Origin of the sequence: Pseudodesulfovibrio sp. lm2024, from assembly GCF_051175575.1 — a bacterium.
In the GTDB taxonomy this organism is placed as follows: domain Bacteria; phylum Desulfobacterota; class Desulfovibrionia; order Desulfovibrionales; family Desulfovibrionaceae; genus Pseudodesulfovibrio; species Pseudodesulfovibrio caledoniensis.
The window spans coordinates 2,479,749-2,500,569 of the sequence record NZ_CP195092.1; the positions used below are offsets into that span (position 1 = coordinate 2,479,749).

18 protein-coding genes, 1 tRNA gene and 3 pseudogenes are annotated in these 20,821 nt (G+C 62.0%); 5 read left to right on the forward strand and 17 right to left on the reverse strand.

Annotation, left to right across the window (positions count from 1 at the left end):
• From ACR42D_RS11855 to ACR42D_RS11895, 9 genes and pseudogenes are all read right to left on the reverse strand, one after another.
• Window positions 1–765: a hypothetical protein gene (locus ACR42D_RS11855; protein ID WP_484567014.1), complete on the reverse strand. Its 765-nt coding sequence runs from the start codon at window positions 763–765 to the stop codon at window positions 1–3.
• A gap of 22 nt (window positions 766–787) precedes the next feature.
• The gene (gene galU, locus ACR42D_RS11860; protein ID WP_484567015.1) at window positions 788–1,660 is read right to left on the reverse strand and encodes a UTP--glucose-1-phosphate uridylyltransferase GalU; all 873 of its coding nucleotides are present in this window, start codon (window positions 1,658–1,660) and stop codon (window positions 788–790) included.
• A 25-nt stretch (window positions 1,661–1,685) separates the two neighbouring features.
• Window positions 1,686–3,038 (reverse strand): phosphoglucosamine mutase, encoded by a 1,353-nt coding sequence (gene glmM / locus ACR42D_RS11865; protein ID WP_484567016.1) that lies wholly within the window; start codon window positions 3,036–3,038, stop codon window positions 1,686–1,688.
• 31 nt (window positions 3,039–3,069) lie between these two features.
• Window positions 3,070–3,975: a CdaR family protein gene (locus ACR42D_RS11870; RefSeq protein ID WP_484567017.1), complete on the reverse strand. Its 906-nt coding sequence runs from the start codon at window positions 3,973–3,975 to the stop codon at window positions 3,070–3,072.
• A gap of 1 nt (window position 3,976) precedes the next feature.
• The gene (gene cdaA / locus ACR42D_RS11875; protein ID WP_484567018.1) at window positions 3,977–4,726 is read right to left on the reverse strand and encodes a diadenylate cyclase CdaA; all 750 of its coding nucleotides are present in this window, start codon (window positions 4,724–4,726) and stop codon (window positions 3,977–3,979) included.
• A 9-nt stretch (window positions 4,727–4,735) separates the two neighbouring features.
• Complete coding sequence (folP, locus tag ACR42D_RS11880) at window positions 4,736–5,575, reverse strand: dihydropteroate synthase (protein WP_484567019.1); 840 nt, start codon at window positions 5,573–5,575, stop codon at window positions 4,736–4,738.
• Between the two features lie 17 nt (window positions 5,576–5,592).
• Window positions 5,593–7,617, reverse strand: a complete 2,025-nt coding sequence (gene ftsH, locus ACR42D_RS11885; protein ID WP_484567020.1) for an ATP-dependent zinc metalloprotease FtsH — start codon at window positions 7,615–7,617, stop codon at window positions 5,593–5,595.
• Between the two features lie 144 nt (window positions 7,618–7,761).
• On the reverse strand, window positions 7,762–9,147 hold the full coding sequence (argH, locus tag ACR42D_RS11890) for an argininosuccinate lyase (protein WP_484567021.1): 1,386 nt from the start codon (window positions 9,145–9,147) through the stop codon (window positions 7,762–7,764).
• A 3-nt stretch (window positions 9,148–9,150) separates the two neighbouring features.
• Window positions 9,151–9,324 (reverse strand): annotated as a pseudogene (locus ACR42D_RS11895) (argininosuccinate synthase); the annotation flags it as partial.
• Window positions 9,325–9,889: 565 nt separating this feature from the next.
• Between ACR42D_RS11895 and ACR42D_RS11900 the strand changes: the two are divergent.
• The 4 genes and pseudogenes from ACR42D_RS11900 to ACR42D_RS11915 all read left to right on the forward strand — a co-directional run.
• Window positions 9,890–9,997: pseudogene (locus tag ACR42D_RS11900) on the forward strand (polysaccharide deacetylase family protein); the annotation flags it as partial.
• Window positions 9,998–10,021: 24 nt separating this feature from the next.
• On the forward strand, window positions 10,022–10,642 hold the full coding sequence (locus tag ACR42D_RS11905) for a polysaccharide deacetylase family protein (protein WP_484567022.1): 621 nt from the start codon (window positions 10,022–10,024) through the stop codon (window positions 10,640–10,642).
• A gap of 17 nt (window positions 10,643–10,659) precedes the next feature.
• Complete coding sequence (locus tag ACR42D_RS11910; RefSeq protein ID WP_484567023.1) at window positions 10,660–11,451, forward strand: surface carbohydrate biosynthesis protein; 792 nt, start codon at window positions 10,660–10,662, stop codon at window positions 11,449–11,451.
• Window positions 11,452–11,492: 41 nt separating this feature from the next.
• The gene (locus tag ACR42D_RS11915) at window positions 11,493–12,011 is read left to right on the forward strand and encodes a hypothetical protein (protein WP_484567024.1); all 519 of its coding nucleotides are present in this window, start codon (window positions 11,493–11,495) and stop codon (window positions 12,009–12,011) included.
• A gap of 993 nt (window positions 12,012–13,004) precedes the next feature.
• Here ACR42D_RS11915 and ACR42D_RS11920 read toward each other — a convergent pair.
• The 4 genes from ACR42D_RS11920 to ACR42D_RS11935 form a co-directional block, all read right to left on the reverse strand.
• Window positions 13,005–13,250 (reverse strand): DUF6538 domain-containing protein, encoded by a 246-nt coding sequence (locus tag ACR42D_RS11920; protein WP_484567025.1) that lies wholly within the window; start codon window positions 13,248–13,250, stop codon window positions 13,005–13,007.
• A gap of 87 nt (window positions 13,251–13,337) precedes the next feature.
• Window positions 13,338–13,429, reverse strand: a tRNA-Ser gene (locus ACR42D_RS11925).
• A gap of 61 nt (window positions 13,430–13,490) precedes the next feature.
• A complete protein-coding gene (locus tag ACR42D_RS11930; RefSeq protein ID WP_484567026.1) occupies window positions 13,491–14,408 on the reverse strand; it encodes a dihydroorotate dehydrogenase in 918 nt (305 codons plus the stop codon).
• A gap of 12 nt (window positions 14,409–14,420) precedes the next feature.
• A complete protein-coding gene (locus ACR42D_RS11935; RefSeq protein ID WP_484567027.1) occupies window positions 14,421–15,206 on the reverse strand; it encodes an iron-sulfur cluster-binding protein in 786 nt (261 codons plus the stop codon).
• A gap of 103 nt (window positions 15,207–15,309) precedes the next feature.
• Between ACR42D_RS11935 and ACR42D_RS11940 the strand changes: the two genes are divergently transcribed.
• Entirely contained in the window at window positions 15,310–17,229 is a 1,920-nt protein-coding gene (locus tag ACR42D_RS11940; protein WP_484567028.1) for a peptidase U32 family protein, read from the forward strand.
• A gap of 154 nt (window positions 17,230–17,383) precedes the next feature.
• Here ACR42D_RS11940 and ACR42D_RS11945 read toward each other — a convergent pair whose 3' ends face one another.
• The 4 genes and pseudogenes from ACR42D_RS11945 to ACR42D_RS11960 all read right to left on the reverse strand — a co-directional run.
• Window positions 17,384–19,411 (reverse strand): methyl-accepting chemotaxis protein, encoded by a 2,028-nt coding sequence (locus tag ACR42D_RS11945; protein WP_484567029.1) that lies wholly within the window; start codon window positions 19,409–19,411, stop codon window positions 17,384–17,386.
• A gap of 237 nt (window positions 19,412–19,648) precedes the next feature.
• Window positions 19,649–19,987: a phenylpyruvate tautomerase MIF-related protein gene (locus tag ACR42D_RS11950; RefSeq protein ID WP_484567084.1), complete on the reverse strand. Its 339-nt coding sequence runs from the start codon at window positions 19,985–19,987 to the stop codon at window positions 19,649–19,651.
• A gap of 8 nt (window positions 19,988–19,995) precedes the next feature.
• Window positions 19,996–20,283 (reverse strand): PhzF family phenazine biosynthesis protein, encoded by a 288-nt coding sequence (locus tag ACR42D_RS11955; RefSeq protein ID WP_484568462.1) that lies wholly within the window; start codon window positions 20,281–20,283, stop codon window positions 19,996–19,998.
• Between the two features lie 178 nt (window positions 20,284–20,461).
• A pseudogene (locus ACR42D_RS11960) lies at window positions 20,462–20,776 on the reverse strand (PhzF family phenazine biosynthesis protein); the annotation flags it as partial.
• Window positions 20,777–20,821 lie beyond the last annotated feature (45 nt).

Below are 20,821 nucleotides of genomic sequence, written 5' to 3' on the forward strand. Positions count from 1 at the left end.
TTACTTGGCCTGCGGATAATGGAAGGTCCGGCGCAGGAGATCGAACGGCATGGGCGGTTCGGCGCACGGCGTGGGGTCGAGCGCGTCGCGGGAAAAGAGCTCCTCGCCGTCCGCGCCGTTGAGCCGTAGCCACTCCACGTCGGCCGCAAGCTCGCCCTGGCCCGAGCGGACCACGACCTCCTGCGGCACGCGGTAGCCCGCATAGGTCCGGTAATCGGAGAACTTCACGGTGACCATGCCCGCGTCCGACGCGTAGCGAATGGTCAGTGGAGCCAGGTCCTCGTTGTTGAGATAGATGGCGGCCCTGGATTCGTCGCCGGGGTCCGCGCCGAGCATGAGGCACGGGGCCTCGCCGCAGAATCCGTAGCTGCCCGAGGTCACGTCCACACCCCAGGACTGCCAGGTCCTGACCGGCTGGGGGACCATCCAGACGAACAGGGGCGACAACGGGAAGGGACCGGCGGTGCACGCCCCGACCACGTTGCCGAGCGAGCCCACGGCCACAGCCTTGTCGCCTGCTTTCCACTGCTGACGCCACTTGCCGCGCGCGTACCACAGGTCCACGGACACCCCGGGATAGTCCGGGAAGGTCATCCGCGCCTGCCAGGAACGCATGGGGCCGTAGTTCTTCTGCAGCCGCGCGGCCAGTTCCTCACCGTCGGGCACAAAGGCGAAGGCGGGAAGCGCGGTCAGACACACCATCAGGATCGTCAACAGGGTCTTCATGTTCTCTCTGGATTCCGGGTCGAAAAGGCGGGCGCTCACGCGCCCGCCGGTTCAGTGCGTTTTAGGACGAGCAGGAAAGCAGTTCCTGCAGCCGCTTGACCAGGTCGTCTCGCAGCTCTTCGTCCTGCAAGGCGAAGTAGATGTTGGCGGTGAGATATTCCACCCAGTCGCCCGCGTCAAATCGCTGCCCGGCCAGCCGGACCGCGATGAGCTTGTCCTGGTCGGCCAACCCCTGCAGGGCGTCGGTCAGCTGAATCTCTCCGCCCACGCCCGCGCGCTGGCCCTCGAGGATGTCGAATATCTCGGGCAGCAGGACGTAGCGGCCGATGATGGCCAGGTTGGACGGGGCCTCCTCGGGCTTGGGCTTCTCCACCAGGTTGGTCACCCGGTAGGTGTGCGAATCGATGGCCTCGCCCTTGATCACGCCGTAGCGGCTGACCTTGGACTTGGGCACTTCGATGACGCCGACCACGGCCTTGCCGGTCTCCCGGGCGGCCTTGAGCAGCTCGCCTATGCCGGCCTGCACGCCGAACATGAGGTCGTCGCCGAGCATGACCGCGAACGGCTCGTTCTGGCAGACCTCGCGGGCGGTGAGCACCGCATGGCCCAGGCCGAGCTGTTCCTTCTGGCGCACGCCGATGACGTTGACCAGGTTGGCCACGCGCCGGACCTCTTCAAGCATGGAGGTCTTGCCCGCCCGCTCCAGAAGCTGCTCCAAAAGGAAGTTGCGGTCGAAGTGGTCCTCGATGATGGTCTTGTTCTGGTTGGTGATGAAGACCACGTCCTTCAGGCCCGCGGCAATGCCCTCCTCCACGATGTACTGGACGATGGGCTTGCGGAAGATGGGCAGCATCTCCTTGGGTACGTTCTTGGTGGCCGGGAGCGAACGGGTGCCCCAGCCTGCGACCGGAATGACGGCTTTGGTGATTTCCATATGATCCTCCACGGTGGTGGTTGTCCTATTTCAGAAACTTCTCGCACGCCTCGACGATGTCGCCGGTATACCGCTCGACCAGCGCCGGGTCCGGCCCTTCGACCATGACGCGGCAGACCGCCTCGGTGCCCGAGTAGCGCAACAGCACGCGGCCCTTGCCTTTCAACGCGGCCTCCACCTTGCGCACGGCTTCCTGGACCTCGGGGGCCTGGTCAAAGGGAATCTTGCGCTTGACGTGGACGTTGCGGAGCACCTGGGGAAACGGTTCGAGCAGCCCGGCCAGTTCGGACAGGGGACGCTCGCGCTCGCGCATGATGCGCAGCAGCTGCAGGGCGGCCAGCAAGCCGTCGCCGGTGGTGGAATGGTCCATGAAAATGAGATGGCCCGATTGCTCGCCGCCGAGCACCGCGCCTTCGCGGCGCATGGCCTCGACCACGTAGCGGTCGCCAACGTCGGTGCGCAGCAGCTGGCCGCCGTGCTCCTTCATGAACAGCTCGAGCGCCATGTTGGACATGACCGTGGCCACGAGCATGTTGCCCGGCAGCCCGCCCTTCTCCATCAGCTCCAGGGCGCACAGGGCCATGATCTGGTCGCCGTCCAGGATGCGGCCCTTCTCGTCGCAGACGATGAGCCGGTCCGCGTCGCCGTCCAGGGCGATGCCCATGTCCGCGCCCTCCTCCACCACCATCCGGGCGATGACCTCGGGATAGAGGGAGCCGCACTTCTGGTTGATGTTCAGGCCGTCCGGGGCCACGCCCACGGTGACGACCTCGGCCCCGAGCTCCTCGAGGACGTACGGGGCCACGCCGTAGGCCGCGCCGTGGGCGCAGTCGAGCACGATCTTGACCCCATCCAGGGTCAGGTGCGGGGAAAAGCTGTTCTTCAGGTAGACGATGTACCGTCCGGGCGCGTCGGTGATGCGGTGGGCGCGGCCCACGTCCTCGGCCGGGGGATAGTCCCACTGGGTGTCCTTGCCTAGGACCAGTTCGCTGATCTCGTCCTCCACCTCGTCCGGCAGCTTGAAGCCGTGGCGGTCGAAGAATTTGATGCCGTTGTCCATGAACGGGTTGTGCGAGGCGGAGATGACCACGCCGAGATCGGCGCGCATGTTCCGCGTCAGAAAGGATATGGCCGGGGTGGGCATGGGGCCGACCAGGAAGACGTCCATGCCGTTGGCGCACAGGCCGCTGGTCAGCGCGGTCTCGAACACGTAGCCGGACAGCCGGGTGTCCTTGCCGATGACCACGCGGTGGTGCTTGTTGCCGTTGCGGAAATACTGGCCGGCGGCCAGGCCGAGCCTGAGCGCGATCTCGGGGGTCATGGGGAAGATGTTCCCCTGCCCCCGCAGGCCGTCGGTTCCGAAGAGCCTTTGCTTCATGGGATACTCCAAACCGCCGCGCAAGCGGCGACTAATTCTTCTTGAGGACGGTCGTGACCGTCTCGGGATTTCTCTTTTCGAGCCTGCACCCTTCGGGGAGGGTCACTTCGTAGTTCATCTCGAACTGGCCTTCGCCGACCTTGCCGTCGAAGACCACCGAGGCCAGGATGGCCTTGCGGTACTCGTCGTCGTGGAACAGGAAGACCGGCCCCTCAATGAGCAGGCGGACGTACCGTTGCTGGACCGAGACCTTGTACCCCTCGGGGTCCTGGTACTCGATGGGCACCTTGACCCATATCTCGCGGGTCTTGGGCGCGAAAAACGCCTCCACGTTGACCTGGCCGGGCAGGGCCTCGATCTCGTCCGGGACCTCGAGGGCCACGTCCTCGGCCCAGGACCGGGGGACGTCCTCGGGGAAGTCGCCCTTCAGGACCACGCGGGTCTTGGAAATCTTTCTGAGCAGGGTCTCGGGCCCCCGGATGGTGACCACGTCGGGGGAGGCCGTGACCTCCTGCAGCTTGTAGTCGGAATTGAGATTGCCCGCCCAGGCGGCCTCCACGGTGATCTTCTTGGAGATGCGCCGATCCACGGTGAGGCGGAGCCGGTTGGGCTTGACCTCGATGATCTCGTAGGTCGAGGACAGCGGAATCTTGGCCGGATCGATGTCCACCACCTGCTCGCCGATCTTGAGGTTGCTGACGTTGACCGGGTAGGCCAGATTCTGGGAGGAGAGGTTGCCGACCAGCCCCTTGGGGCCGCGCAGGCGGACCTGGATCTTGTCCACCAGACCGTCCTCGATGATCAGCCCCTCGGGCGGGTTGGTCATGACCACGGGCATGTCCACCCAGGTCTCGACCACTTCACGGCCCGTGACCAGGAACCATGTGAACACGGCCAGGGCGATGGACAGCAGTATGGTTTGCCAGTTTCGCAGCATATCAGCGCCCCAGAGCGTTCTTGAGCACGCGCCGCAGGCGCGTCTCGTCCAGGCTGGTGGTCAGGCGGCCGTTCATGGCCACGGAAACTTCGCCCCGCTCCTCGGAGACCACCACGGTGATGGCGTCCGAGCCCTCGGAGATGCCCAGCGCAGCCCGGTGCCGGGTGCCGTACATGGGCTGGCCCCGAAGCTTGTTGGACAGGGGCAGGATGCAGGCCGCGGCCACGATGCGGTCGCGGCGCACGATGACCGCCCCGTCGTGCAGGGGGGTGTCGGAAAAGAAGATGGTCTCGATGAGTTCCTTGTTGACCTTGGCGTCCAGCTCGATGCCGCGCTCGATGATGTCGCCCAGGGGCATGTTCTTCTCGATGACGATGAGCGCTCCGGTGGAGGTGTGCGACATGGTCATGACCGCCTGGGTCAGCTGGTCCAGGGTGTCGTCGCGCACGTCGGACTTGGTCCAGAACCGCCTGGTGCCCACCGAGGCCAGCGCCTTGCGGATGTCGGTCTTGAACAGGATGACCACCACCAGGAACAGGGAGGTCAGGAACTCGCCGAGCAGCGCGTTCAGGGTGTAGAGATTGAACTTCTCGGCCACGTAGTAGACCACCAGCACGACCACCAGGCCATAGAGCACGGCGGCGGCGCGGGTCCCGCGGACGAGCACGATGATGTTATAGTAGATGAAGGCCACCAGCCCGATATCGAGCAGGACCCTCCAGGTGACTTGAATTCCGAAAAGCTCAAACATGTGCTTCAACTACGCCAATTCACGAGCTATGGTCAATGTTTGTCGCGTTAATTGCACTTCGTGCACGCGATGGATGGGAACGCCCTTTGCCGCGAGCACGGCCGTGGCCGCCTGGGTGGCGTTCTGCCGCTCCCCTGCCTCGGCCCCGACCAGCCCCTTCCAGAGGGCTTTGTTGGACAATCCCATGTAGATGGGCAGCCCCAGCGCCTTGAACCGATCGATCTCCCGGAGAATCGCCAGGTTGTGCTCCAGCTTCTTGCCGAACCCGATGCCCGGGTCCAGGACCACGCGGTCCAGGGGCAGCCCGGCCCGCTCCAGGACGGAAAGGCGCTCCTCGAAAAAGGCCATGATCTCGTCGACCACGTCGTCGTAACGCGGCTCGTCCTGCATGGTCTCGGGTCGGCCCAGGGAGTGCATGAGCACGTAGCCGGGCTTGTACTCGGCGAGCACGTCCAGCAGCTCGGACTCGAAACGGAACCCGGACACGTCGTTGATGATGGCCGCCCCGGCCTCCAGGCAGCGGGCCGCCACCTTGGCCTTGTAGGTGTCCACGGAAATGACCGCGCAGGTCCTTGCCTCGATCAGCCCCTGGACCACGGGCAGGACCCGGTCCATCTCCTCAGCCTCGCCCACCGGGTCGCTATATGGCCGGGTGGACTCGCCGCCGATGTCCAGGATGTGCGCGCCCTGCCTGGCCAGCTCCAGGGCGTGAGCCACGCCCGACGCCGTGTCGGCATGGGTCCCGCCGTCGTAGAAGGAGTCCGGGGTCACGTTGACTATCCCGGCAATGAAGAAGGGGGCAGGTCCCAAGACCTTGCCCCCCTTAACTGTCCACGTCGTATCGTTCATGATGTGTCGCTTGTCGATTATTGCAGCTTGTTTTCGCCGCCGTCCCCGTCTTGCCCGTCCCCGTCGCCGTCGTCGAGGATGAAGTCGTCGCCGGATTCACCGGACTTCTCGCTCTCGGGCTCGTAACCGGGGCCGGAATCCTTGGTGGCCCGTCCGTTGGGGGTATAGCCGTTGGCCGTGCCCGAATCGGTGGAGCCGGACGAACCGGAACCGGAATTGTTGTTCGGCTCCACGGGCGGCAGTTCCTTGCCTTCCATGAGCAGATCGATGTCATGCCCGGTGATGGTCTCGCGTTCGAGCAGGGCCATGGCGATGGCGTCGAGCAGTTCCCGGTTTTCCTTGACCAGGTTGGTGGCCTTCTCGTGGGCCTCCTCCACGAACCGCCGGACCTCGGAGTCGATCAGCTTGGCTGTCTCCTCGCCGTAGTTCTTGTTGTGGATGAGTTCGCGGCCCAGGAAGACCTGCTCCTGATTGTCGCCGAAGCTCATGGGACCGAGCTTGTCGGACATGCCCCACATGCAGACCATGTTGTGGGCGGTCTTGGTGGCCCGCTCGATATCGTTGCTGGCGCCGGTGGTCAGCTGGTTCAGCACGACCTCCTCGGCCACACGGCCGCCCATGAGCACGGCCATGTTGTTGCGCAGGTATTCCTTGGAATAATTGTGCCGATCCTCGCCGGGCAGCTGCATGGTCACGCCGAGCGCGCGCCCGCGAGGAATGATGGAGACCTTGTGCACCGGATCGGTGCCGGGCAGGAACTTGGCCACCAGGGCGTGTCCGCCCTCGTGGTAGGCCGTGGTCTTCTTGTCCTCTTCGGAGAGGATCATGGACCGGCGCTCGCGCCCGCCCATCATGACCTTGTCCTTGGCCTCCTCGAAATCGCTCATGTCCACCCGGTCCTTGCCCAGCTTGGCCGCGCCGAGCGCCGCCTCGTTGACCAGGTTCTCCAGGTCCGCGCCCGAAAACCCCGGGGTGCCGCGAGCGATGATCTCCAGGTTTACGGCCGGGGCCAGCGGCGTCTTGCGGCTGTGCACCTTGAGGATGCGTTCGCGGCCGCGCAGGTCCGGGTTGGGCACGACCACCTGGCGGTCGAAACGGCCGGGCCGCAGCAGGGCCGGGTCGAGCACGTCCGGACGGTTGGTGGCGGCCACCAGGATGACGCCCTCGTTGGACTCGAAGCCGTCCATCTCCACGAGCAGCTGGTTCAGGGTCTGCTCCCGTTCATCGTGTCCGCCGCCCAGGCCCGCGCCGCGTTGGCGGCCCACGGCGTCGATCTCGTCGATGAAGATCAGGCATGGAGCGTTCTTCTTGCCCTGGGCGAAGAGATCGCGCACGCGGGACGCGCCCACGCCGACGAACATCTCGACAAAGTCCGAACCGGAAATGGAGTAGAACGGCACGCCCGCCTCGCCGGCCACGGCACGGGCCAGCAGGGTCTTACCGGTACCGGGACCGCCCACCAGGAGCACGCCCTTGGGGATGCGCCCGCCCAGGCGGGTGAACTTGCGCGGTTCGCGCAGGAAGTCCACGATCTCGGACAGCTCTTCCTTGGCCTCGTCCACGCCGGCCACGTCTTCAAAGGTGACCTTGGCGGTCTCCTCGTTGATCAGCCGGGCCTTGGACCGGCCGAAGCTCATGGCCCCGCGTCCGCCGCTGCCGCCGCCCTGCATCTGGCGCATGAAGAATATCCAGACGCCGATGAGCAGGATCATGGGGAACCAGGACAGGAGCAGGGTCAGGTACCACGGCGACTCGTCCGGCGGCTCGGCCTTGACCTCCACGCCCTTGGCGATGAGGGTCTCGATCATCTTCGGGTCTTCCGGTGCGTAGGTCTGGAACGATTCGCCGGAACTCTTCATGCCGGTGATCTTCGGGCCCTGGATCTTGACCGAGGCCACGGCGCCGCTGTCCACCATGGACAGGAACTCGCTGTAGGACGGCGTGTCCTTGGGCACGGGCGGCTGGTTGAAAAGGTTGAACAGGACAACCATCAGAATGAAGATGATCGCCCAGATGACAAGATTTTTCATATGGTTGTTCAAAGGAGAGTCCTCCGTAAGGGTCAATAGAACGGCCCGGGGGGCCCGCTTGACGTCGCGTTTACCGCGATTTCAGGAATCTAGAGTAATGCCGTTGGTTGAAAAATCAAGTGAATCGGCAAAAAAAACTCGAATTACGGACAGCCTCTACAGGGTACCGAGCCACTCCCTCAGCGCCTTGATCTGCGCGGCCACCGAGTCGGGGCCCGTGCCGCCGGGGGTGATCCGCCGCCGGATGGCCGCCGAGTAGTCGAGCACGGCGTAGACGTCTTCCCCGATCTCCCCGGAGAAACGCTGCAGTTCTGCCAGCCCGAGGTCCTCCAGGCCCACGCCCTTGCCCTCGGCATAGGCCACGGCCGCGCCGGTGATGTGGTGCGCCTCGCGGAAAGGCACGCCCTTGGCGGCCAGGTAGTCGGCCAGCTCGGTGGCGTTGAGGAAGCCGCGCTTGACGGTCTCGGCCATCTTCTCGGGCACGAACGCCATGAGCCGGAGCATGTCGGCCATGATGCCGAGCGACGCGGTGACCGTGCGGTCGGCGTCGAAGAACGGCTCCTTGTCCTCCTGCATGTCCCGGTTGTAGGTCATGGGCAGCCCCTTGATCAGGACGAGCAGCCCCATGAGCGAACCGACCACGCGACCGGTCTTACCGCGCATGATTTCGCAGGCGTCGGGATTCTTCTTCTGGGGCATGATCGAGGAGCCCGTGGCGTACTGGTCGGGCAGCTTGACGTAGCCGAAATTCGGGTTGGCCCAGATGATCAGCTCCTCGCACATGCGCGACAGGTGGGCCATGACCAGGGAGCCCGCGAACACGGCCTCGAGCACGAAGTCGCGGTCGGACACGGCGTCCATGGAGTTGGCGAACGTCGCGGGCAGGCCGAGGTCGTCGGCCACGGCGCGCGGGTCCACCGGGTGGGTGGTCCCGGCCAGGGCCGCCGCGCCCAGCGGCATGACCCGGACCCGCTTCAGGGCGTCGGTCACGCGCTCAAAGTCGCGCTTGAACATCTGGCAGTAGGCCAGCAGGTGCTGGCCCAGGGTGACGGGCTGGGCGGGCTGGAAATGGGTGCAGCCGGGCAGCATGGTGTCCTTGTGCTCCTCGGCGCGGTCCACGAAGACCGCGACGACCGAGGCCAGGTACTCCTGCCATGCGGCCAGCCGGGCGGCCACGTGCAGACGGAAGTCCAGGGCCACCTGATCGTTGCGGCTGCGCGCGGTGTGCAGCTTGCCGCCCAGCGGCCCGATGATCTCGGTCAGCCGGGACTCGACGTTCATGTGCACGTCTTCCATCTCGGTCTTCCAGACGAACGCGCCGGACTCGATCTCGGACTTGACCGTATCCAGCCCGTCGCAGATGGTCCGGGCCTCTTCATCGGTCAGAAAGCCCTGCCTGGCCAGCATCCTGGCGTGGGCCTGGGAACCGCGTATATCCTCGGCGTAGAGGAGCCGGTCAAAGGACACGGACTCGGAAAACGCCTCCATGGACGCGGCGGTCCCTTGCGCGAACCGCCCGCCCCACATCTTCTTGTCTGCCATGGCTTACTCGCAGGAGTCTTCGGTCTCTTTCCCGCCCCACTTGGACTGCTGCATGCGGCCCTTGAGGCGCAGGCCGACCAGCTTGATGAACCCGGCGGCGTCGGCCTGGTCGTACACGTAGTCTTCCTCGAAGGTGGCCAGCTCGGAGTTGTAGAGCGAGAACGGGGACTTGCGGCCCCGGCTGCACTCAGCATGCGATCATCGTGACTCGCGTAGATACAGTTGAGGACGTTGGCGCTTCTTGCCTACACATTGTCGATTGGTTTGGATCTTGGATGGCCCCTGTGGATTTGCGAGAGGCGTTACTGTCGCTTCTCGTCGAAAAGGAATGTGAGTACGTGGACATGGTGTGCCGAGTTGAAGTGCCAGCACACTTCACAAAAATTGGTTTTCGATTAAAAAAACCGGAAACAGAAACAGTCCCTCTGTATTTTGCTCCTTTCTGTAAAGAAAATATTCAGCTGCACTATTTTGTGAAAGACACTCCTAATTATTGTCTCTTTAAAGGAGATTCCGATCAGGATCGCCCAAAACCATTGTTTAGGATAAACCATGTCTAGCGTCACCATAATCATGTATCATTATGTAAGGGACCTTATAAATTCGGCCTACCCGGAGATCAAGGGGTTGGACGTTTCAATTTTCAAAAAACAACTCGACTTCCTCAAAAAGCATTATTCACCTGTACACATTGAAGATGTAATCGAAGCTTTTTTCTTCCGGCGTCGAGCTTCCGGCCAACGCAGTCCTCCTGACGTTCGATGATGGGTATATAGACCACTATAACTTCGTTTTTCCCCTACTAAAAGAATACAACATCCAAGGATCATTCTACGTCCCCGCACAGGCGGTCATTGAAAGCAAAGTGCTCGACGTGAACAAAATCCATTTTATTTTAGCCGCAGCGAAGGACACAAAACAGCTTGTAGCTGAGATTTTTGAGCAAGTTGACGCACTCCAGGGCGAAATCGATGTTAAACCAAAGAGCATTATTGGAAGGAGTTGGCGCATCCAAATCGATTCGATTCCGCAGAAAGTTATTTTCATTAAACGCATTTTGCAATTGGGACTTCCAGAAGATGTTCGGAACAGGGTCACCAACCACCTCTTTATCAGATATTTGAACACGGACGAAGCCAGTTTTTCCCGCGAACTCTACGTTTCTCCCGGCCAATTGATTGAAATGAGGGAAGCCGGGATGCATATTGGAGTTCATGGATACCGACATGAATGGCAGGGGCGATTGTCCCCCTCAGATCAAATAACCGAAGTAGATAACTCACTTCAATTCCTCAAGTCTGTCGGTGTTGATCAGAATGCACTGACCGTATGCTACCCATACGGCGATTATAATGACACTCTTTTAGCTACCCTCAAGGCCCGTAATTTTAAGCTCGGCATGACGACCGAAGTGGCTGTAGCTGACACCGCACTACACTCATCTTTGACCCTGCCACGCATTGACGCTAATGACATAACCCGGGTGATGTCCTGACAAGTCAGGGGGAATTTATGCTCTGCGTCCATCCAATTGAAATCGCGTCCAGAGAGCTCGACGGAGCACTTTATTTGTCGCTTCATCTTGCAAAGGCAGGATACCCATCACTGATTGGAGAATATATGGCCAATCGAATAGCAACGGGTTGCAGACGACCTGTTTGCTACTTCGACAATGACCAGCACAAGGAAACCAATGACTTAATCCTCCGCAACGGAGGGCTTGTATTCAACATCGACCCAGAAGGTCTTTCGGCCATCGACACTACAGATGCCCATGTCAACAATTATTCCAAGGTCGCGGATCATGTGACTAAAATGTGCTTATGGGGTAACACTCAGAAAAAACGAATTTCTGGATTCCTCACTGAAAAGCAGCGCGAGTTGATATGCGTGACCGGGCATCCTTCCTTTGACCTGCTTTCCGAAAAGTTTATCTCATTGTACGAAAATCACGACATCGTGGACACCTACGGCCGCGACTTCATCCTATTCAATACCAATTATGGATTTTTCAACCATGCCATGGGTTGTGAGAATTACCTAAAAATGCTCACAAGCATGAAAGAATGGCAGATGTACGCAACTCAGGAGGTACAGGCTCATGTAAAAAAAATTAGCGCTTATCAGGAGGTGTTATTCAACCACACCATCGGTCTTATTGAAAAGATCGCCAGACAGCACCCGAAGACGACCATTATCCTTCGTCCTCACCCGCAGGAAAATCTTGAAAGCTACACGAGTAAACTAGGCCACCTGGACAATCTCACTGTGGTCACAACAAAGGCGAGGTGCGGGCATGGCTAGCTCTTGCCAAAGTCGTAATCCATCACGATTGCACAACGGGCATGGAAGCGACACTCATGGGAGTTCCTGTCATTCAATATCGCCCATGTTACGACTCTGGAATCGTCGCGAATGTAATGATTAAGATTGGTCAGAAGGCGGAAAGTGACGAAGAAGTTCTGAGATTGCTCGACAACATGGATCAACTCAGGAAATCGAAACTGAAAGACTTAGAATATATCAGTACTTTTTTGGAAAATGTAAAGGTTCCCGCTTCAGAAACGCTGACCAAACTAGTGCAGAGACATGACTCTGGACAATCTACATGGATCCCTGAACCATTGGGGCTTTTCGGCCAAGCAGAGTGCATACGCAAATATGCCAGCAAACTTCTCCGCTCTTTACAGCCGGGCCACAATGGGAAGAAGATACGCTATATTCTAAATAAGTATCCTCGGTTACCCAGACGGAAGGTGGAAAAGAAGATCGCGAGGATGATCGCGCTTGAGCCGAGTCTGCCCGAGGTTTATGTAAAGCAAATCTGTCTGAGCACATTCCTGATCACGCCGCGCAACGTCTAGGCTTCTTACCTACCCAAGTCGACAAGGTTGTAAAAGTTCATTTTTTTTTCACCATTTATTTTTTTGTTATAGAATGAATAATTTTTAAGTGGTCAATTTATCTGACTTAAATGCATTCAGAAATACCTGCTCAACAACTTCACAACAGATTTTGAGAGTCCAACTGGCATCATAAAAGCCTCGATGGACAATGTGTAGCCCCATGGAATATCGATTAAGCCAACCGTTCTAGCAGTCGCTTCACACTGGACGGATGCCATTCCCCGCCACGGGGGGCGTCATCTTTTGTGCGGTTAACTCCTTCGCAATCCACGCAAATGAAACGATGTCTCTTTGCTGGTGTCTCCCGCTGTGACCACAAGGACTCGGGGCTTCTATCGGCATTGCTCTTGATTGTCTTCACTCCAACCTCGTTGCCGTACTAACGGAGATGAGCAGCCACATTAGGACACCCAGCATAACGCCGCATGCTTTTGCCGCTGCCAGAGCCTCCCTAGTCCTTTTGAAATCATCTCCCGCTCTTGTTGGACAACGAGAGCCATGATGCCGACCGTGATATTATTTGCATCCGGCATATCGGCGCAGACAAAACTCACACGGCTCTTTTGAGGGCCTAGTAATGTGCATCCTGAGAAAGTCGGTCGAGCTTGGCGCTCCCCCCAAGAATTATGACAGAGAGTGCTATTTGCCTGTCTAGGCACCCATTGCCCGTGTTTTCTTTGCAATGTCCACAAGGGCCATTCCCTTGCAAATCTTGAGCAGGTTCCGCCGCGGAGGCAGGTCTTGCACGAGAGCGTCTTTCTTCTCATAAGAGCCTAACGGACGATCACCACGAGCGGCAATGAAGTGCATAAGGGCAACTCGCGTGTCTCTGGCAGTGGTCGCCCTCAATTTGCGGGCCTCAGGACTTGAGAACCATGCTTCAATGGCCTTGGAAAGCAGAGGGCCAGTAGCTGGCACTGAAACTGGTGGGAGTAGGTTGGTCGGCTGCTCCTAAAAACCTTCGGCAATGGGTTTCAGGGAAAATCCCCGGCAGGAGTCTTGCGACAGTCTGCGAAAACAGCACGAAGCCGCCCAACCTCGCTGAAAGCGATCCACGGCTTTCTGGGAGTCAGAAGTGCGGAGGGAGACAGTGACTTCTTTGCGACCGAAAACGGCATGAAGATCACGAGGAACAGCCAACCGAAGTTGGTAAATCCCACGACTTCCGCGCCTCTTCAAACCGGGGTATTTGGACATGCCTTTTGCTCCTTGCGCTGTAGCAAGTCCAAAGAAAAAGGCCTTGTTTCTCAGTAACCTACTGGAAAACAAGACCTTTGAAAAAAGTGGCGGAGAGGAGAGGATTTGAACCTCCGTTGGAGTTCCCCCCAAACACGCTTTCCAGGCGTGCTCCTTAAGCCGGACTCGGACACCTCTCCGCGTTGAGAGGCAGTTTCTACCCAATATGATGGGGCTTGGCAAGCACTAATTTTCCCCTTTTTAAAGCGGCAGTTGCAGGCTGCCCCGGAACTCGTCCAGGCTGGCCGCGCCGACCTCCGAAAGCAGGGCCTCCATCTCGTCGGCCAGGCCGAAGGCGAAGTCCGGGCGCAGGAAATTGGCGGTGCCCACCTGCACGGCCTGGGCGCCCACCAGGATGAACTCCAGGGCGTCCTCGGCTGAGGCTATGCCGCCCATGCCGACCACCGGGATGTCCACGGCGTGGACCGCCTGGTGCACGCAGCGCAAGGCCACCGGCTTGACCGCCGGGCCGGACAGTCCGGCGATGACGTTGGCGATGCGCGGCTTGCGGTTGCGGATGTCCACGGCCATGCCCGACAGGGTGTTGATCAGTGAGAGCGAATCCGCCCCGCCCTCGGCCGCGGCCCTCGCGCAGACCGCGATGTCGGTCACGTTGGGCGAGAGCTTGACCATGACGTGCTTGTTCCCGGCCTTCTTCTTGACCGCCTCGGTGACCTTGGCGATCTGGGACGGGTCCTGGCCGAACGCCACCCCGCCCTCCTTGACGTTGGGGCAGGACACGTTGACCTCGAGCGCGGCCACGCCCTCCTCGCCCGCCAGCACACCGGCCAGTTCGCCGAACTCCTCGGCGTCACAGGCGTACAGGTTGGCGATGACGGCCACCTCCTTCCAGGGCAGCATGGGCAGGGCGCGGGTGACGAAATACTCAACGCCCGGATTCTGGATGCCGATGGCGTTGAGCATGCCGCACGGCGTCTCGGCGATGCGCGGCATGGGGTTGCCCTCGCGCGGCTTGAGCGACAGCCCTTTGGCCACGAAACCGCCCAGCCGGGTCAGGTCGCCGTAGGGCGCGAATTCCAGGCCGAAGCCGAAGGTCCCGGACGCGGTCATGACCGGGTTCTTGAGGGAAAGACCGCCGAAATTGACTTGCATATCCATGGTTGCGGCCTCCTACAGCTCCACTTTATCCGCCCAGAACACCGGGCCCCGCGTGCACACCTGGACGTGATGCCCCTCGCCGTCCTTGGTCACGCAGCCCAGGCACGCGCCCACCCCGCAGGCCATACGGTTCTCCAGCGAGACCTGCGCCCGCGCGCCAAACTCCCTGGCGAACCGCTGGACCGTGCGCATGAACGGCGTGGGGCCGCAGCACAGGACCAGGCCGCCCTGCTTGGCGTTCTCCTCGATCTGCCCGCGCAGGGCGTCGATGATGCAGTCCAGATCGGTCGGCTTGGCCTCGATCATGCACTTGCTTTTCACCGTCCTGGACAGCAAATCGTAAGGGTAGCAGTCGAGCGGCAGGCGGTGGGCCAGAAACAGGGACAGGTTTTCGGGGCGCGGATGTTGCTCGACATAACCGCGAAAAGGTGCGATGCCGATGCCCCCGGCAAGCATCAGGGTCGGGACGTCGGGCTCCACGGCAAAGGAATTGCCGAGCGGGCCCCACATGGTCACCAGGTCGCCGGGCGATAACTCGGCGATGCGCCGGGTGCCGCGCCCCACGGCCTGGATGAACAGGGTAATGGAGTCGGCGTCGCCCGAACAGAGGGAGAACGGCCTGCCCCAGAGCATGTCGAGCTCCCAGGAGCTGGGCCGGATCATGACGAACTGGCCGGGCTTCCACCCGTCCCAGTCCGGTCGTTCGAGCGTCAGTTCGAAAAATTCGCCGACCGTTTTTGATTGACCGACCGGGGATACATTCAATACCTTGACACTGCGGCAATTCCTCAAGGACATACAGATACCTTATGAGCAAAAAAACATATTCCGGAAATCATGGCCCCCGCGGGGACAAGAACGCCTTCCTGGCGGCCGTCGCGGCCGGGCGGACGCTGTCTACGTGGGTTTGAAACACTTCTCGGCCCGCATGCAGGCCCAGAACTTCTCTATCAGCGAGCTGGCGCAGCTGGCAAGCCTGGGCCGTGATCGCGGCACCAAGACCTACGTTGCCATGAACACCCTGGTCAAGCCCCAGGACGTGGAATCCGCAGGCAGGCTCATCGACCGGCTGCAGCGAAACGTCAAGCCGTTCGCCCTCATCGTCCAGGACCTGGCCATGCTGACCCTGGCCAAGCAGGCGGGCTACACCGGCGAGCTGCACCTGTCCACCCTGGCCAACGTGTCCCACCCGGCCGGGCTGGACGTGGCCAAGAAGCTCGGCGCCAACCGCGTGGTCCTGCCCCGCGAGCTGAACCTGGACGAGGTCAAGCTCATGGCCGACGCCTGCCCCAAGGACCTGGACCTGGAAATTTTCGTGCATGGCGCGCTGTGCCATTGCGTGTCCGGACGCTGCTACTGGTCCAGCTACCTGGGCGGCAAGTCCGGCCTGCGCGGCCGCTGCGTGCAGCCCTGCCGCCGCCTCTACACCCGGGGCAAGGAGCAGCCCGAGCGGCTCTTCTCCTGCTCGGACCTCTCCCTGGACGTGCTGACCAAGCCCCTGCTGTCCATGGACCGCGTGGCCGCCTGGAAGATCGAGGGCCGCAAGAAGGGCCCTCACTACGTCTTCTACACGGTCAAGGCGTACCAGATGCTGCGCGACAACCCGCAGGACGCCCAGGCCAAGAAGACCGCCGTGGAGCTTCTGGACCAGGCCCTCGGACGGCCGTCGAGCCACTCCGTGTTTCTGCCCCAGCGTCCGTTCCAGCCCATCCAGCCCAAGGAGGAGACCAGCTCCGGCAGGCTCATCGGCGAGATCAAACGCGACCAGAAGAAGCTCTACTTCGAACCGCGCGAGCAGCTCGAGACCGGTGATCTGGTGCGCGTGGGCTACGAGGACCAGCCCGGCCACCGGACCATCCCCATCCGCCGCCGCGTGCCCAAACGCGGGCGTATGGACATCCCCTTTTCCCGCAAGCACACCGGCCCGCCCCTGCCCACGGGCACCAAGGTTTTTCTGGTGGACCGGCGCGAACCGCAGTTGGTCAAGCAGATCAGGGAGCTGGAAAAGGAGCTCGACTTCTTCCCGGCCCCGGAGATGAAGGAATCCACCTTCACCCCCACCTGGCCCAAGGCCGCGCCGCGCGTTCGCGGCAAGGGCAAAGGCAAAGGCAAGCCCGGCCCCCGCACCGAGTCCGTGAGCCTGTTCCGCCAGCCCCCCAGGGGCAAGACCTGGGACCGCCCGGCCTTCTGGCTGGAACGCTCCATCCTCGGCAAGGTGGCCGGAAAGGACACGGCACGCGCCCAGTGGTGGCTGCCGCCGGTCATCTGGCCCGACGAGGACAAGAAGTACCGCTCCCTGATCAAGGAGGCGGTGCGCAAGGGCGCGCGCGAGTTCGTGCTCAACGCCCCGTGGCAGGCCGCCTACTTCGAGGACCGCAAAAACACGACCCTGACCGCCGGGCCGTTCTGCAACACGGCCAATAAGCTGGCCCTGGACGTCCTGCGCGGGCTCGGCTTCTCCAGCGCCATCATCAACCCGGAACTGCCGCTGGAGGACCTCGAGGGGCTGGCCCAGAACCCGCCCCTGCCGCTCGGCTTCGTCATCAAGGGCATGTGGCCGTTCGGCATCTCCCGGTTCCTGGCCGACGCCGTGCCGTTCGACGAGGCCATCAAGTCGCCCATGAACGAGGTCGCCTTCGTGCGCAAGTACGGCCAGAACAACTGGATCTTCCCGGGCTGGGAAGTGGACCTGACCAAAGAGGCCCGCACCCTGGAACGGCTCGGCTTCAAGACCTTCGTGACCATGCTCGAACCATGGCCCCGCAACGTGCCCCGGCCCAACCGGACCAGCGAGTTCAACTGGCGGTTGAAGTTGTTATAGAAGCAAGAGGGAAGGGTTCCGCCTTTGGCGGGATTGTCGGGTGACTTCGCCTCCGGCGGCCAAAGGGGCGAGCCCCCTTTGGAATCCCTGGACCGCCTTCGGCGGGAATTATTCACTTTGTTGAGATAGGGGCGGCCTTAACGGCCGCCCTTTATTATTGCACGACTCCCAGCTTGCGCCCTTCGGCGTGGCCGGGCAAAACCCGCTCGGGTTCGCGCTCCTCTCCGCCCAGATGGCCGATGATCGTCTGCAGGGTCTCGGCCATGTCGGCCAGCCCGGCGATGACCGAGGCGGCCTGCTGTACGTCCTCGGCCGTGGCCGATGCCAGACGGCTGACGTCCAGCACCGCGCCGCTGATCTCCTCGCTGGCCACGGACTGCTGGCGGGCCGCGATGGCGATGCCCTCGATCCGGTCGGCCACATTGGCCGAACACTCGCGGATGTTGCTGAACGCCTCCACGGAATTGCCGACCTCGCCGTTGGCCTCGGCCACGTGGGCCAGGGTCTCCTTCACGTCGCGGATGTTGCGGCCCGTGGCCTCCTGGATGGCGGTGATGCGCTCCTCCACCTCCTTGGTGGCGACCATGGTCTTTTCGGCCAGCTTGCGCACCTCGTCGGCCACCACCGCAAACCCGCGCCCGGCGTCGCCCGCGCGGGCCGCCTCGATGGCCGCGTTCAGGGCCAGCAGGTTGGTCTGGTCCGCGATCTCGTTGATCACGCTGATGACCTGGCCGATGGATTCGGTGTCCGAGCCCAGGCGGGACATGCCCTCCTCCAGCACCGAGACCGTCCCGGCCACCTCGGCCATGGACTTCTCCGCCCGGTGGACCACCTGGATGCCTTCGCTCGCCTCGGAGCTGGCCTCGTTGGCCAGGCCGGACGCGTCGCTCACGTTCATGGCCACCTCGTTGACCGTGGCGTTCATCTCCTCCATGGCCGTGGCCGATTCGGACATGCGCTCCTGCTGCGTGACGGCGCTTCCGGCGATCTTTCCGGTGCGCTCCTTGAGGTCATGGGACACCGCCGTCAGCTTCCTGGCCACCTCGTCTGCCCGTCCGGCGGCCTCGCCCATGCGCTCCAGCAACGCCTGGACGCGCTCCTGCTGGGCCAGGGCCTCGTCCCGCGCCCGGCCCGCCGCACCGGCCTGGGTACGCGCGTCCTCCTCCATCTTGCGCGACTGGGCGATCACGGTTCGAAGATTGTCGACCATGTCCACCAGCACGTCCTTGAGCGCGCCCAGCTCGGCGCTGAACGCGCCCTCTGGCTGCGCTTCGAGGTTCCCCCCGGCCACGCTGCGGGCAAAGGAATTCAGGCGCATGAGCGGCCCGTTGATGGACCGCATCACCCACAGGAGCAAGAGCATGATGGCCGCGCCCACGGCCAGCTCCACGCCGACCACGCCATAGTCGATCATCCGGGCGTCGTGCAGCGACTGGGCCGCGCTGCTCTCGGCGATCTCGTCGTAGACCGGCTCCAGGGAACGGGCCGCCTCCACCAGGCCGCCGGTGATGGCCGCTATCCGCTTCTCCCTGTCCACATAGTTGTTGAAGGCGTCGAGATAGCCCTGCAGCGCCTTGATCTGCCCGGCCGCCGCCTCGGGGGTGTCTCCGGCCGTGAGCATGGCGCGCAACTCCTGTGCGCCCTTGGCCACGCGGACCACGTACTGCTCGTCGCCCCGAATGATGTAGTTCTTCTCATGGCGCCGCATCTGGAGCAGCTTGATGACGAACTCCTCGCTCATGGCCGCCTTGCCGAACTCGGCCTCCATGTTACGGGCGGCCTGGATGAAATCCCAGCGCAACCCCTGCTTCATGGTCAGCCCCATGGCCACGTAGTGGTCGTTCACCTGAACCAGCGCCTCGCGGTACTGCCGCAGAATATCCAGGGCCTCACGGCAGCGGACGGCCAGTCCCGGCTTGAGCCGGGCGATATCTTCGAGCACGCGCCCTGCCTTGTCCGCGTCCTCCAGGGCCTTGCGGGTATATTGCCCGTCCTTGCGCAACAGAAAGTTCTTTTCCTGCCGCCGCGCCTGGAGAAACAGGGCCGTGCCCTCCCGCGCCAACATGGCCAGATTGCGCGTCTTGACCACATATTGCCCGCCCACATAGTTCACCGCAAAGATTCCGGTCAGGCCCATTAGCACGGACACGAAGATCAGGATCAGCTTGCTTTTGATGCTCATGAAAAGCCCCCATGAATTTACGCGTTGCGAAAAGACATGGAAATGCAAAAGGCGTGCACAAGAATTATCAAACAAATACCTTGGGATAATCGCGCAATGTCGCGCAATATCGATTTGCGCAACCGATTTTACCGAATATGGGCTGCCCTAAGGACAAGGGCGAAGAATGCGCAAAGGCCCGGCGGAGAACCGTCGGGCTGCGGTCTGCGGGGGGAAAGGAAGGCTGGCCGGGGACGCCTAAAAGGTCCCGCCGTCCCAGCCGAAAAGGTGATGTTTGATGTCGCCGAAGGCGATGTACACGCGGTTGGCCGGGATGGACAACTCCCGGGCCAGGAACGCGCAGATGGCTGCGGAGAATTCCGGGGTGCGGGTCTCGGGCAGGCCGATGGAGTCGAGGGAGACGAAGGCCGCCGGATCGCCGGTGCCGCCGAAGAGCAGCCGCTTGCCCGGCTCCAGCACGGCCAGGACGTAGGCCTCGGGCTTACCGAGAATCTCGGCGGCCAGGGCGGAGATACCCTTGAGGCAGGCCGTCTCGTCGGCCACGGCAACGTTGGTTTCCACTTTGATGAACGGCATGGCCCCTCCTAGAGGTGAATGGTTCCGGTCATGTAGGTCACGGCGTTGCCGGATATCTTGACCCGGTCGCCGAGGTATTCGCAGCGCATGGAGCCGCCGCGTCTGGAGGCCTGGTAGGCGAAAAACGTGGACTTGCCCAAACGGTCCGCCCAGTACGGGACCAGGGTGCAGTGGGCCGACCCGGTGACCGGGTCCTCGGGGATGGAGTCGCCGGACACGAAGACGCGGGACACGAAGTCGTGGTCCACGCCGGGCGCGGTGCAGATGAGGCACAACCCGTCCAGGCCCGAAACCAAGCGGAAGTCGGGATCGAGCGCCGGATTTCCTCCTCGTCTCGAACACGGCCATCATGTCGCGGCTGCCCATGTACAGTTCAGCCGGGCGCGCGCCCAGGGCTGCGGCCACCCGTTCGGTGACCTGGATCTTGGAGCACGACCAAGCCGGGAAGTCCATGGAGTAGCCGCCGCCTTCGCGGTCCACGAAGAGCCGTCCGCTCTTGGTCTCGAAGACCACGGCCGGATCGGTATAGTCCAGGTGGGCATAGAGGACGTGGGCGCTGGCCAGGGTGGCGTGGCCGCACAGGTCGATCTCGATCTCCGGGGTGAACCAGCGCAGTTCGAAGTACTCGCCCTTACGCACGAAGAAGGCGGTCTCGGCCAGGTTGTTCTCCATGGCGATGTGCATCATCAGCTCGTCGGACAGCCACTCGTAGAGCGGGATCACCGCCGCCGGATTGCCGGTGAAGACCTCGTCCGCGAACGCGTCCACCTGATAGAGATCGAGTTCCATGGTGCCCCCAACTGCCTAGAAGGTTTGCTTGAACAGGGTCGTCGG

Excerpts from the sequence above, each read along its gene's own strand:
- cdaA (WP_484567018.1), bottom strand. The coding sequence starts at position 4,726 with ATGTTTGAGCTTTTCGGAATTCAAGTCACCTGGAGGGTCCTGCTCGAT.
- glmM (WP_484567016.1), bottom strand. The coding sequence starts at position 3,038 with ATGAAGCAAAGGCTCTTCGGAACCGACGGCCTGCGGGGGCAGGGGAAC.
- ACR42D_RS11935 (WP_484567027.1), bottom strand. The coding sequence starts at position 15,206 with ATGTCCTTGAGGAATTGCCGCAGTGTCAAGGTATTGAATGTATCCCCG.
- ACR42D_RS11920 (WP_484567025.1), bottom strand. The coding sequence starts at position 13,250 with ATGTCCAAATACCCCGGTTTGAAGAGGCGCGGAAGTCGTGGGATTTAC.
- ACR42D_RS11915 (WP_484567024.1), top strand. The coding sequence starts at position 11,493 with ATGGAAGCGACACTCATGGGAGTTCCTGTCATTCAATATCGCCCATGT.
- argH (WP_484567021.1), bottom strand. The coding sequence starts at position 9,147 with ATGGCAGACAAGAAGATGTGGGGCGGGCGGTTCGCGCAAGGGACCGCC.
- folP (WP_484567019.1), bottom strand. The coding sequence starts at position 5,575 with ATGAACGATACGACGTGGACAGTTAAGGGGGGCAAGGTCTTGGGACCT.
- galU (WP_484567015.1), bottom strand. The coding sequence starts at position 1,660 with ATGGAAATCACCAAAGCCGTCATTCCGGTCGCAGGCTGGGGCACCCGT.
- ACR42D_RS11945 (WP_484567029.1), bottom strand. The coding sequence starts at position 19,411 with ATGAGCATCAAAAGCAAGCTGATCCTGATCTTCGTGTCCGTGCTAATG.
- ACR42D_RS11870 (WP_484567017.1), bottom strand. The coding sequence starts at position 3,975 with ATGCTGCGAAACTGGCAAACCATACTGCTGTCCATCGCCCTGGCCGTG.
- ACR42D_RS11930 (WP_484567026.1), bottom strand. The coding sequence starts at position 14,408 with ATGGATATGCAAGTCAATTTCGGCGGTCTTTCCCTCAAGAACCCGGTC.
- ACR42D_RS11910 (WP_484567023.1), top strand. The coding sequence starts at position 10,660 with ATGCTCTGCGTCCATCCAATTGAAATCGCGTCCAGAGAGCTCGACGGA.
- ACR42D_RS11950 (WP_484567084.1), bottom strand. The coding sequence starts at position 19,987 with ATGCCGTTCATCAAAGTGGAAACCAACGTTGCCGTGGCCGACGAGACG.